Annotated in this window: 10 protein-coding genes and 1 pseudogene; all 11 read left to right on the plus strand. The window is 67.5% G+C overall.

Features of this window, described 5'->3' with window-relative positions; all coding sequences use genetic code 11:
* Positions 1-63 precede the first annotated feature (63 nt).
* Positions 64-1677: an apolipoprotein N-acyltransferase gene (gene lnt / locus M5E06_RS12120; protein WP_252138334.1), complete on the plus strand. Its 1614-nt coding sequence runs from the start codon at positions 64-66 to the stop codon at positions 1675-1677.
* Between the two features lie 130 nt (positions 1678-1807).
* Positions 1808-2302 carry a helix-turn-helix domain-containing protein gene (locus M5E06_RS12125; protein ID WP_109074892.1) on the plus strand — a complete coding sequence of 165 codons (495 nt, stop codon included), beginning with the start codon at positions 1808-1810 and terminating at the stop codon, positions 2300-2302.
* 236 nt (positions 2303-2538) lie between these two features.
* Positions 2539-3723 carry a methionine adenosyltransferase gene (metK, locus tag M5E06_RS12130; RefSeq protein WP_286208653.1) on the plus strand — a complete coding sequence of 395 codons (1185 nt, stop codon included), beginning with the start codon at positions 2539-2541 and terminating at the stop codon, positions 3721-3723.
* 110 nt (positions 3724-3833) lie between these two features.
* A complete protein-coding gene (gene trmB / locus M5E06_RS12135) occupies positions 3834-4571 on the plus strand; it encodes a tRNA (guanine(46)-N(7))-methyltransferase TrmB (protein WP_252138335.1) in 738 nt (245 codons plus the stop codon).
* Between the two features lie 263 nt (positions 4572-4834).
* Positions 4835-5335 carry a ribosome maturation factor RimP gene (rimP, locus tag M5E06_RS12140; RefSeq protein WP_252138336.1) on the plus strand — a complete coding sequence of 167 codons (501 nt, stop codon included), beginning with the start codon at positions 4835-4837 and terminating at the stop codon, positions 5333-5335.
* Between the two features lie 125 nt (positions 5336-5460).
* Positions 5461-7020, plus strand: a complete 1560-nt coding sequence (gene nusA, locus M5E06_RS12145; protein ID WP_109149770.1) for a transcription termination factor NusA — start codon at positions 5461-5463, stop codon at positions 7018-7020.
* Between the two features lie 74 nt (positions 7021-7094).
* Positions 7095-7895 (plus strand): RNA-binding protein, encoded by an 801-nt coding sequence (locus tag M5E06_RS12150; RefSeq protein WP_252138337.1) that lies wholly within the window; start codon positions 7095-7097, stop codon positions 7893-7895.
* Between the two features lie 21 nt (positions 7896-7916).
* The gene (gene infB, locus M5E06_RS12155) at positions 7917-10772 is read left to right on the plus strand and encodes a translation initiation factor IF-2 (RefSeq protein ID WP_252138338.1); all 2856 of its coding nucleotides are present in this window, start codon (positions 7917-7919) and stop codon (positions 10770-10772) included.
* Positions 10773-10882: 110 nt separating this feature from the next.
* Positions 10883-11212, plus strand: coding sequence for a type II toxin-antitoxin system Phd/YefM family antitoxin (locus M5E06_RS12160; RefSeq protein WP_252138339.1), 330 nt, complete (start codon positions 10883-10885; stop codon positions 11210-11212).
* Entirely contained in the window at positions 11209-11586 is a 378-nt protein-coding gene (locus M5E06_RS12165; RefSeq protein ID WP_252138340.1) for a type II toxin-antitoxin system VapC family toxin, read from the plus strand. Before M5E06_RS12160 ends, M5E06_RS12165 begins: the two co-directional genes overlap by 4 nt.
* 48 nt (positions 11587-11634) lie before the next feature.
* A pseudogene (gene rbfA, locus M5E06_RS12170) lies at positions 11635-12144 on the plus strand (30S ribosome-binding factor RbfA); the annotation flags it as partial.
* Between the last annotated feature and the right edge of the window lie 97 nt (positions 12145-12241).

The following is a 12241-nucleotide window of genomic DNA, read 5'->3' on the forward strand; positions in this document are numbered from 1 at the left end:
CTGTCCGGCCGCATTACCTATGGCGCCGCCCGCCATTCCTTGCCGCTGCCGGAGTTTCCCGTCTTGACCGTCACCGATGCGCTGCCCGTCCCCGCCCGGCTGGGCCGTGTTTCCGCGCGGCTGGCCGCGCTGACCGGCTGGCGCCGGCTGGCTGCCGCGGCCTTGCTGGGTGGGCTCGCCACGCTGGCGGTTCCGCCGGCCGACCTGATACCGGTGCTGCTGGTCGCCTTTCCCGGCCTGATCTGGCTGCTGGACGGAGCTGAGACGAAGAAGGGCGCCTTTGCCCTCGGCTGGTTCTTCGGCTTCGGCCATCACCTGCTGGGACTCTATTGGATCAGCGCCGCCCTGTTCACCGATATCGAGCGCTTCTGGTGGGCCCTGCCGCTGTCGGCCGTCGGTCTGCCGATCCTGCTGGCGATGTTCAGCGGCGGCGCCACCCTGACCTTCCACATGCTGCGCCGGCGCGGCTTCGGCATCGGGCTGGGCCGACCGCTGCTGTTCGCCGCCTGCTGGTGCCTGTGGGAATGGCTGCGCGGCCACGTCTTCACCGGCTTTCCCTGGAACCTGATCGGCTATGGCTGGGTCGGGGTGCTGCCGGTGCTGCAGACCGTCTCGCTGGTCGGCATCTATGGGCTGACGCTGGTGACGGTGCTGGTCGCCTCTCTGCCCGCGGCCCTGCCCGACCGCGACACCACACCGCGTCGCGCCTGGGCCGGCGTTGCCGCCGGGTTGGCGCTGCTGGCGGTGCTGGGCGGCTGGGGCGCCTGGAGGCTGGCCGGCGCGGTGGACGAGCCGGTACCGGGCGTCCGTCTCCGGCTGGTCCAGGCGGCGATCGACCAGCGGCTGAAATGGGCGCCGGCCGAGCGGGTGCAGAATTTCCAGAACCATCTCGCCCTGTCCGCCGCCCCGCCGGCCGATCCGTCGGCCCCGCCGCCCAACGTCATCATCTGGCCGGAAACCGCCGTCCCCTTCTTCGTCGAGGAGGATGCGCGGGTGCGCCAGGCGATGGCCTCCGTCATCCCGCCGGGCGGTCTGCTGATCACCGGGGCGCCGCGCACGACGGTCGGTGCGGACGGCGAGCGTCGTTATTTCAACGGCATGGTGGCGGTGGACGGCAGCGGTGCGGCTGTCGCCGACTACGACAAGTTCCATCTCGTGCCCTTCGGCGAGTACATGCCGCTGCGGCAATGGCTGCCCGTCGGTGCCATCGCCGGCAACGGGGCGGAGTTCTCGGCCGGCCCCGGTCCGCGCACCTTGGATCTGGAAGGTCGTGTGGCCGGCCTGCCCTCCTTCAGCCCATTGATCTGCTATGAGAGCATCTTCCCCGGCGCCGTGGTCGATACCGCAGACCGGCCGCACTGGCTGTTGAACCTGACCAATGACGCCTGGTACGGCCGCACCGCCGGTCCGCACCAGCATTTTGCGATCAATCAGGTCCGTGCCGTGGAGGAAGGACTGCCGCTCGTGCGGGTGGCGAATACGGGAATATCCGGGGTGGTGGACTCCTACGGTCGTGTGCAACAATTGCTCGGTCTGGGTGAGCGGGGCTTCATCGATACCACGTTGCCGGAAGCGCCTGACGGCGTCACAGCCTATGCCCGTATGGGAGACTGGATTTTCGGCATAGTGCTTCTAGGCTGTTTTCTGGCGGCCTTGGCCTCGCGATATCACCGGTGACGCAGCAATACGGGCAATCCGCCCGCCACTGGCAGAACAATTTCGTGTATCGGGCTTGACCGGAGCGGGCTTGACTGCATACGTGGATATGTCGTAACTAGGTTGCACAACCGTTACAGGGATAAACGAGATGCAGACTGAAACTGGGGCGCCGCGCGGGCGCCGTGCGGGTGCCGGCCGTCCGAAGACCGGAAAGCCGAATCCCATCGATGTCCATGTCGGATCCCGCGTCCGTCTTCGCCGCACGCTTCTCGGCATGAGCCAGGAGAAACTCGGCGAGGCGATCGGCCTGACCTTCCAGCAGGTGCAGAAGTACGAGCGCGGCGCCAACCGCATCGGCGCGTCGCGTCTGTTCGACCTCAGCCGCGTCCTGGATGTACCGGTCTCCTTCTTCTTCGACGACATGCCGGCCGAAGCGGCTGCCGCCCGCGTCGACGACGAGGACGAGTCCGGTGCGACCGAAGAGCGCTCCGCCAGCACCTACGAGCCCGATCCGATGGCCAAGCGCGAGACGCTGGAACTGGTCCGCGCCTACTACAAGATCAGCGATCCGTCGGTGCGCAAGCGCCTGTTCGAACTGACCAAGGCCGTGGCCAGCGCCGCCGTTGCGGAAGCCGCCGAGTAACGTTGTCAAGTACCTCCTGCCGGTTGCCACACGGCATGTGATACCCACCGAACGGGGATGGCATGGGCTCGACCGTGCTCCCCCTTCGTGCGGCGCCTGCGGTAATCGGTCCGGGGCCCTACCGCCGGTAGATTTCTTGACCCCGGCTGAATTCCTTGTCACAACCCGTTTTGGATCGGTGTCTGCGGCCGCTGTACCGGTCTGCCGTTTCGGCTCATGAAATAGCGTGCCGCCGAATGCCGAGGTTTCCCGTGGCAAAGCTGAATTACGTCTTCACCAGCGAGTCCGTGTCGGAAGGTCATCCCGACAAGGTCTGCGACCGCATTTCCGACGCCATCGTCGATCTTTATCTTTCGCACGACCCGCAGGCCCGCGTGGCCGTCGAGACGCTCGCGACCACCAACCAGGTCGTTCTGGCCGGCGAAGTTCGCGGCCCCGACAGCATCAAGGCCGACCAGCTGGTCGAAGTCGCCCGCGCGGCGGTGAAGGACATCGGTTACGAGCAGGACGGCTTCCATTGGGAGAAGATGGACGTCAAGTGCTTCGTCCACTCCCAGTCCGCCGACATCGCCGTGGGCGTCGACGCTGCGGGCAACAAGGACGAGGGTGCCGGCGACCAGGGCATCATGTTCGGCTATGCCTGCCGCGAGACCCCGGCGCTGATGCCGGCCCCGATCTACTACAGCCACGCCATCCTGAAGTCGCTGGCCGAGGCGCGCCATTCCGGCGCCGCCCCGCAGCTGGGTCCGGACGCCAAGAGCCAGGTCACCCTGCAGTACGTCGACGGCCGTCCGACCCGCGCCACCGCCATCGTGCTGTCGACCCAGCATGCCGAGGGGCTGGACCAGGACGCCGTGCGTGAGATCGTCCTGCCGCACATCGTCAACTGCCTGCCGGAAGGCTGGATGTGCGACCCGAAGCACCTGTACGTCAATCCGACCGGCCGCTTCGTCATCGGCGGCCCGGACGGTGACGCCGGCCTGACCGGCCGCAAGATCATCGTCGACACCTACGGCGGTGCCGCTCCGCATGGCGGCGGCGCCTTCTCCGGCAAGGATCCGACGAAGGTCGACCGCTCGGCCGCCTACGCCGCCCGCTACCTCGCCAAGAACGTCGTCGCGGCGGAACTGGCGGAGAAGTGCACGATCCAGGTCTCCTACGCCATCGGCGTGTCGAAGCCGCTGTCGGTCTATGTCGACACCCACGGCACCGGCACTGTCGACGAGGATCGCCTGTCCGACGTGCTGCAGCAGCTGGTGGACCTGTCCCCGCGCGGCATCCGCACGCATCTGGGCCTGAACAAGCCGATCTACGCCCGCACCGCCGCCTATGGCCATTTCGGCCGCGAGCCGGAGGTGGACGGCGGCTTCTCGTGGGAGAAGACCGATCTGGTCGGCGACCTGCGCAGCGCCTTCCTGTAAAAGCGCGTTCGCACCATAGGACCCGCCGCAAGGCGGATGGACGGCAGGGGCTGGCAACGGCCCCTGCTTTCTTTTGAGGCCCATCCCTTTTCCCGATACAGCGTTCCGACATGACCGACGACAGCACCACTGGCCCCCTCGCCGCCGGCCCCCTCGCCGAAAGCTCCAACCGCCTGTTCGGGCGCCGCAAGGGCCGGCCGTTGCGCAAGCGCCGGACGGAACTGATCGACGTTCTGCTGCCGCAGCTCCAGATCACGCTGCCGCAGCCCGGCGACCGGCTGGACCCCGCCGGCCTGTTCGACAGCCCGAAACGGGAGGTCTGGCTGGAGGTCGGGTTCGGCATGGGCCATCACCTTGCTTGGCAGGCCGGGCACCATCCGGATGTCGGCTTCATTGGCGCGGAGCCCTTCCTCAACGGCATCGCCGGCCTGCTGGGCATGGTCGATGACGACGATCTGCGGAATGTGCGCATCCAGCCCGACGACGCCCGGCCGCTGCTGGACGCCCTGCCCGATGCCTCCATCGGCCGCGCCTTCGTGCTGTTCGCCGACCCCTGGCCGAAGAAGCGCCACGCCGACCGCCGCTTCATCGGGCCGGAGAATCTGCCGCGGCTCGCCCGCGTGCTGAAGGACGGCGCCGAACTGCGTCTGGCCAGCGACGACATGGGTCTGGTGCGCTGGATGCTTGAACACACGGTGAATCATCCCGATTTCGAGTGGACGGCACGCCGCCCGTCGGACTGGCGCATCCGCCCCGACGACTGGCCCGCCACCCGATATGAGGAAAAGGCCATCGCCGCCGGCCGCAAGCCGGTCTTCATGCGGTTCGTCCGCCGCCCGCGAGGCTGACGCATACCCGTTCCGCTTGAGATTCCGGCCGAGCACGGCGATCGGACCGGAAAAGGCTTGCGGCATCGGACGGAATGACTATATTCACCGCTGAGAACCCATACGGATCGGCGGCCCGGGCAACCGGGCCGGCGAGACGCTTTGCGGGTGGGCTTTTGCCCACTTATTTTTTTATGAGCGTGTGGAAGCACGCGCTTGTTGAACCTTCTGTTGTGGAAACCTCGTCCGGTTCGATCCCGGCCGCAGGCTTTGGGTTAGGTGGAATGGACGCTACAGGTCGCATCGAACAGATCATCACGCCGTCGGTCGAAGCCATGGGCTATGAGGTCGTGCGCGTACAGATCTCCGGCGGCCAGCGGGCGATCCTCCAGATCATGGCGGAGCGCGCCGACGGCGCGCCCATGACCGTCGAGGATTGCGCCGACATCAGCCGTTCCGTTTCGGCCCTGCTGGACGTGGAAGACCCGATCCGCGAGGCCTACACGCTGGAAGTCAGCTCGCCCGGCATCGACCGGCCGCTGACCCGGCTCAAGGATTTCGTGCGCTTCGCCGGCTTCGAAGCCAGGCTGGAAAGCCGCATGGCCATCGACGGCCGCAAGCGCTTCAAAGGCATGCTGAAGGGCGTCGAGGACGGCCTCGTGTGCATCGACACCGAACAGGGAGCCGCCCGGCTGGAGTTCGACAATATCCTGCGCGCCAAGCTGGTGCTGACGGACGAGCTGATCCGCGCCAGCCAGGAGCAGCAGGAGGGCCTGCAGAACTGACGGACCCGTCCATCAGGACGCGCCATCGGACTGCCTGGCCTGGATTGCCTGCCCCCACCCCGCCGACCCGACCGGACATCACGCAAGACCGGCATCACACAAGACCGACTCAGGAAGTGTAACGGATGGAACTGCTGCAAGTCGCTGACGCGGTCGCCCGCGAAAAGAACATCGACCGGGACGAAGTCCTGGAGGCGATGGAGCAGGCGATTCAGAAGGCCGGCCGCTCCAAGTACGGCCACGAGCACGACATCCGCGCCCGCATCGATCGCAAGACCGGCGACATCCATCTGACCCGTCACCTGGAGGTGGTCGAGGCGGTGGAGAACGAGGCGACGCAGGTCACCCTGCCCTACGCCCAGCGCCGCAAGCCCGGCGCCAAGATCGGCGACTTCCTGGTCGACCCGCTGCCGCCGATCGATTTCGGCCGCATCGCCGCCCAGACCGCCAAGCAGGTGATCGTGCAGAAGGTGCGCGACGCCGAGCGCAAGCGCCAGTTCAACGAGTACAAGGACCGCAACGGCGAGATCGTCAACGGTCTGGTCAAGCGCGTCGAATACGGCAACGTCACCGTCGACCTGGGCCGCGCCGAAGCGATCCTGCGCCGCGACGAACTGCTGCCGCGCGAGCATTTCAAGAACGGCGACCGCGTCCGCGCCTATATCTTCGACGTCCGCGAGGAACCGCGCGGCCCGCAGATCTTCCTGTCGCGCACGCATCCCATGTTCATGGCGAAGCTGTTCGCCCAGGAAGTGCCGGAGATCTACGACGGCATCATCGAGATCCGGGCGGTCGCCCGTGATCCGGGGTCGCGCGCCAAGATCGCCGTGCACAGCAACGACAGCTCCATCGACCCGGTCGGCGCCTGCGTCGGCATGCGCGGCAGCCGCGTCCAGGCCGTCGTCGGCGAGTTGCAGGGCGAGAAGATCGACATCATCCCGTGGTCGGGCGAGGCGGCGACCTTCGTCGTCAACGCGCTCGCCCCGGCCGAGGTCGCCAAGGTCGTGCTCGACGACGACAACCGCCGCATCGAGGTGGTGGTGCCCGACGACCAGCTGTCGCTGGCCATCGGCCGCCGCGGCCAGAATGTGCGCCTCGCCTCGATGCTGACCGGCTGGGACATCGACATCCTGACCGAACAGGAAGAGTCGGAGCGCCGGTCGGAGGAAATCCACAACCGCTCCGCCCTGTTCATGCAGGCCCTGGACGTCGACGACGTGATCGCCCACCTTCTGGTCGCCGAAGGCTTCACCTCCGTCGAGGAGATCGCCTTCGTCGAGACCGAGGAACTGGCCGAGATCGAAGGCTTCGACGAGTCGGTCGCCGACGAGCTGAAGCAGCGCGCCCTCGCCTTCCTGGAAGTGCAGGACGAGCAGGCCAACGAGCGTCGCCTGGAACTGGGCGTCGAGGACATCGTCGCCGAGCTGACCGGCTTCACTGCCACGCAGCTGGTGAAGCTGGGCGAGAACGGCGTGAAGACGCTGGACGACCTGGCCGATCTGGCCGGCGACGAGCTGGTCGAGATCCTGAGCAAGGACGGCGCCAAAGACGCTCCTTCGGAAGAGGAAGCGAACGCGATCATCATGGCCGCGCGCGCCCACTGGTTCGAGGGTGAGGAACAGGACGGCGCCGCCACGGCCCCTGCGGCAGATGGCAGCGCCGGTGGTCAGGGCGCGCAGGCCTGACCGGCAGCAATGCCGGTTGGAACTGCGCCCGACAGGAACGATTATTCGGGACCGCGCGAGCGGATGACGATCGGATGACCGAACGGAACGACGAACGGACACCGACCGCCGCCGCGGATGCGGTGCCGGATCAGGAATTGGCACCGGATGACGGTGCCGGGACGGACCGCCTGCCGGCCGACGACGAGAAGGGGCCTCTGCGCCGCTGCATCGCGTCGGGTACGGTCGGGCCGAAAGAGGGCATGATCCGCTTCGTGATCGGCCCCGACGGCGAGGTGGTGCCGGACCTGGAGGAACGTCTGCCCGGCCGCGGCCTTTGGGTCACGGCCGACAGGGATGCCCTGGCGAAAGCCATGGGGAAATCCGTTTTTGCCAAGGCGGCCCGCCGGGCGGTGAAAGTACCGCCCGATCTGGCCGAAAGGCTGGAACGGCTGCTGGAACGGCGTTGTCTGCATGCGTTGGGCCTTGCCCGCCGTGCCGGCCATGTTCTGGCAGGATACGAGAAGGTGCGCGAGGCGTTGAGGGCCAACCAGGTCGGCCGTGCGGGTCCCCCGCCGGCCCTGCTGGTCGAAGCCGCGGACGGCTCGCTCGACCAACGCGGCAAGGTGACGGCGCTCGCGCCGTCGCTGCCGGTGATCGATCTGTTCGAGTCCTCGGCCTTGGCCGCGGCGCTGGGACGCGATCATGCGGTGCATGCCGTGGTGGCGCGAGGCAGGCTGGCCGCTGGGCTGGTCCGCGAAGCGGCACGCCTGAGGGGGCTGAAAGGTCCCCAGGGGCACCTGGACCTGAAAGGTCCCCAAGGGGACCGGGATGCGCACCAGGATTCTGATAAGGGCTTGGGAGTCGGCGATACGGCCGGCCGGCCTGCGATGTAACGTCTGACCATTCGGGAACCGATGACCGACAGCAACGACCAGGACCAGAAGAAAGTCTTGCACCTAACCGGCGCCAGCAAAGGAAAGCTGGAGTCGAAGAAGCCGGTCGAGACCCAGGTCCGGCAGAGCTTCTCCCATGGCCGGTCAAAAGCGGTGACCGTAGAGGTCAAGCGCAAGCGTCATGTTGAAAAGGGCGCCGTGCCCGGCGTCGCCGACGGCGGCGCCGCCGCGCGTCAAGCTGCCCAGGGCCTGCCCATGCGCGGTGCGCAGGGCCAACGACCCCGCGGCGGCGGTGCCCCTGCCGGGCGCCAGCTGACCCGCGAGGAGCTGGAATCGCGCTTGCGTGCGCTGCGTGGCGCCGCTGCGTTCGAAGAGCAGCGCCGGATCGAGGCCGAGGAAGAAGCGGTCCGTGCCGAAGCGCGCGCCGCCGAGGCCGCCGCCCGCGCCGCCGAAGAGCCTGAAACCGCTCCGACCGCCCCCTCCGAAGCCGCCGCTCCGGCCGCCGCGGAAGCCCCGGCCCAGGCTACGCCGGAAATGCCGCCGATTATTCTGGACGCCGAGACCTTGCGCCAGCGCGAGCTGGACGAGATGCGCGCCATTCAGGAAGCAGACCGCAAGGTCGCCGAAGAGGCCGAACGCCGCCGCAAGGAGGAAGAGGCCAAGCGCAAGGAAGCCGAGGACGCCAAGCGCCGCGATGCCGAACCGGCACCCCGCCGCGATGGCGCCCGCGACGGTGCGGGCCGTGACGGCGCGCGTCCGGCCGGTGCCCGTCCGGCCGGCGACCAGCGCCCCGGTGGTGCCGCCGGCCGTCCCGCCGCCGACGCCGCTCCCGGCCGCACGCTGCCCGGTGCCGGTGCTCCGGCCCCCCGCGCCGTCGAGGAAGAGGACGACAACCGCCGCAAGGGCGGTCGTGGTGGCGCTCCGGCCAAGGCCGCTCCCGCCCGTCCCGCCGCCAAGGCTCCCGCCGGCGCCGACCGCCGCAAGGGCACCAAGCTGACCGTCTCGCAGGCGCTCAGCGACGACGGCAGCGACCGCACCCGCTCGCTGGCCGCCGTCCGCCGTGCCCGCGAACGTGAGCGCATGCGGCAGATGAGCCGTCAGGAGACCGCGAAGGTCACCCGCGACGTCGTCCTGCCGGAGGTCATCACGGTCCAGGAACTCGCCAACCGCATGGCCGAGCGCGGTGCGGACGTCATCAAGGCGCTGATGCGCATGGGCGTGATGGCGACCATCAACCAGACCATCGACGCCGACACCGCCGAGTTGCTGATCACCGAGTTCGGCCACCGCGTCCGCCGCGTGTCGGAGTCCGACGTCGAAATCGGCCTGCGTGCCACCGAGGAAGAGGGCGCCATCCTGGTGCCGCGTCCGCCGGTCGTCACCATCATGGGCCACGTCGACCACGGCAAGACCTCGCTGCTCGACGCGCTTCGCCAGACCGACGTGGTGTCGGGCGAGGCCGGCGGCATCACCCAGCACATCGGCGCCTATCAGGTGCAGCTGGAGTCGGGTTCGCGCATCACCTTCATCGACACGCCGGGTCACGCCGCCTTCACCGAGATGCGTGCCCGCGGCGCCAACGTCACCGACGTGGTCGTGCTGGTGGTCGCCGCGAACGATGGCGTCATGCCGCAGACGATCGAGGCCATCCGCCACGCCAAGGCGGCCAAGGTTCCGATCATCGTCGCGATCAACAAGTGCGACCTGCCGGACGCCCGTCCGGAGCGCGTCCGTCAGGAACTGCTCCAGCACGAGCTGGTGGTCGAGGAGATGGGCGGCGACGTGCTCGACGTCGAGGTGTCGGCCAAGGCGAAGCTGAACCTGCAGAAGCTGGAAGAGGCCATCCTCCTCCAGGCCGAAATCCTGGAGCTGCGGGCCAACCCCGAGCGCGCCGCCGAAGGCGTCGTCATCGAGGCGAAGCTGGAGCGTGGCCGTGGTTCGGTCGCCACCGTGCTGGTCCAGCGCGGTACGCTGAAGGTCGGCGACGTGTTCGTGACCGGCGCCGAATGGGGCCGCGTCCGCGCCCTCATCAACGACCGCGGCCAGAACGTCAACGAGGCGGCCCCGGCCGTCCCGGTCGAGGTCCTGGGCCTGAACGGCACGCCGATGGCCGGCGACGACTTCACCGTCGTCGAGTCCGAAGCCCGTGCCCGCGAGATCGCCGAGTTCCGCCAGCGCAAGAAGCGCGAAGCGGTGGTTGCGGCCTCCGCCCGCGGTTCGCTGCAGGACATGTTCAGCCGCATCCAGGCCGGCGAGGCCAAGGAACTGCCGGTCGTCATCAAGGGCGACGTGCAGGGCTCGATCGAAGCCATCGCCAGCTCGCTGGAGAAGCTCACGGCCGAGAACACCGAGGTCAAGGTCCGCGTCCTGCACAACTCGGTCGGTGCGATCAACGAGTCCGACATCACGCTGGCGAATGCGTCCAACGCGATGATCATCGGCTTCAACGTCCGCGCCAACCCGCAGGCCCGCGACCTTGCCAAGCGCGACGGCGTCGAAATCCGCTACTACTCGATCATCTACAACGTGATCGACGACGTGAAGGCGGCGCTGACCGGTCTGCTGTCTCCGACGCTGCGGGAACGCTTCATCGGTTACGCGACCATCCGCGAGGTGTTCAACATCACGAAGGTCGGCAAGGTCGCCGGTTGTATGGTCACGCAGGGCACCGTCAAGCGCGGCGCCGGCGTCCGCCTGCTGCGCGACAACGTCGTCATTCACGAAGGCACGCTCAAGACGCTCAAGCGCTTCAAGGACGAAGTCAAGGAAGTGCGCGAGGGTTACGAGTGCGGCATGGCCTTCGAGAACTACGACAACATCCAGGCCGGCGATCAGATCGAAGCCTTCGAGATCGAGGAAATCGCCCGCGAGCTGTAAGACCGACGGCCCGCCCGGCCCCTTCCGGTGTTTTCACCGGAGCGGGCCGGGCGGTTCGTTTTCCGGACATTGTCCGGACGAGGGGGTGAAGCCTACCTGGAGGTGATGCTATGGATCGCATCCCGCTATCCGAAGCCGATGGGCACATGGCTGAACTGATCGACCGCGTGGAGAATGGCGAGGAAATCGTCATCCTTCGCGACGGGAAACCGGCGGTGAAACTTGTACCCATTGCAGAGGCGACCAGTGCCTCCAGTACGGCTCGTCCACGACTGCTCGGCATTGCCAGGGGAAAAATCCAGGTTGCCGAGGATTTCGATGAGACGCCGGATTGGCTGATCGATGCCTTCCATGGGATCGATGCGGACAAGCCGCTGCCGGACACGGTGCTGCGTGACATCGAAGCTGCAAAGGCTCGACGTGCGAAATCAGGCCAATGAAGCTGCTGCTCGACTCTCATGTCCTGCTGTGGGTTCTGGGCACGCCCGAACGGTTGCCTCCGCTCGTGCATGAACTGGTTTCCGATACGACCATCACGGTCTTGGTCAGCATTGCGTCGCTTTGGGAACTGCGCATCAAGGCGTTGAACGGAAAGTTGGAGGCGCCGGACGATTTGTCCGGATTGGCTTTGGCAAGCGGCTTTTCCCTGTTGCCTGTCGAAGTTCGTCACATCGGCCAACTGGACAGGCTTCCGAACCACCACCGCGACCCTTTCGACCGGATGCTGATCGCACAGGCTCAGGCGGATGGCTTGACGCTGGTAAGTGCCGACCGAACCATAAGACTTTACGACGTGCCCGTTCTCTGGTCCTGACCGCGGTCAGGCCGCCCGGGTAGCAGACATCGACGAAAGACACGTACCATGGCCAGCAAGAAGCGCGGCGCGTTCATCGCCGGCAAGCCCCCGTCCCAACGGCAACTGCGCGTCGGCGAGGAGGTGCGCCACGCCCTCGCCGACCTGTTCCGCCGCGGGGACTTCCACGATCCGGAGCTGGCCTCGCTGAACGTCACGGTCACCGAAGTGCGGATCAGCCCCGACCTGTCCAACGCCACCGTCTTCTATTCGACGCTGGGCGGCGAGCGGATGGAGGAGGCCCAGGTCGCCCTGAAGCGGGCGGCCGCCTTCCTGCGCGGGCAGGTCGCGCGCATGGTCAACCTGCGTCATGCCCCGACGCTGAGCTTCGAAGGCGACACCTCCTTCGACTACGCCCACCGCATCGACAGTATCCTGCACAGCCCGGAGGTCGCCCGCGACCTGAGCGGCCATCCGCTGGGCCGCGTCAACGGCGACGACGACCACGACGAGGATGAAGACGAGGACGACTCCTGGGATGAGGACGGCGACGATCTCGGCCCCGACGAGACGGACGAGGACGACGACCTCGACGAAGACGACCACGCCATGCTCGACGACGAGGACAAGGGCGAGGACAGGGGCGAGGATAGGGGCGAGAGCGAAGGCGGGGACG

Source organism: Azospirillum sp. A1-3 (assembly GCF_023806445.1).
In the GTDB taxonomy this organism is placed as follows: domain Bacteria; phylum Pseudomonadota; class Alphaproteobacteria; order Azospirillales; family Azospirillaceae; genus Azospirillum.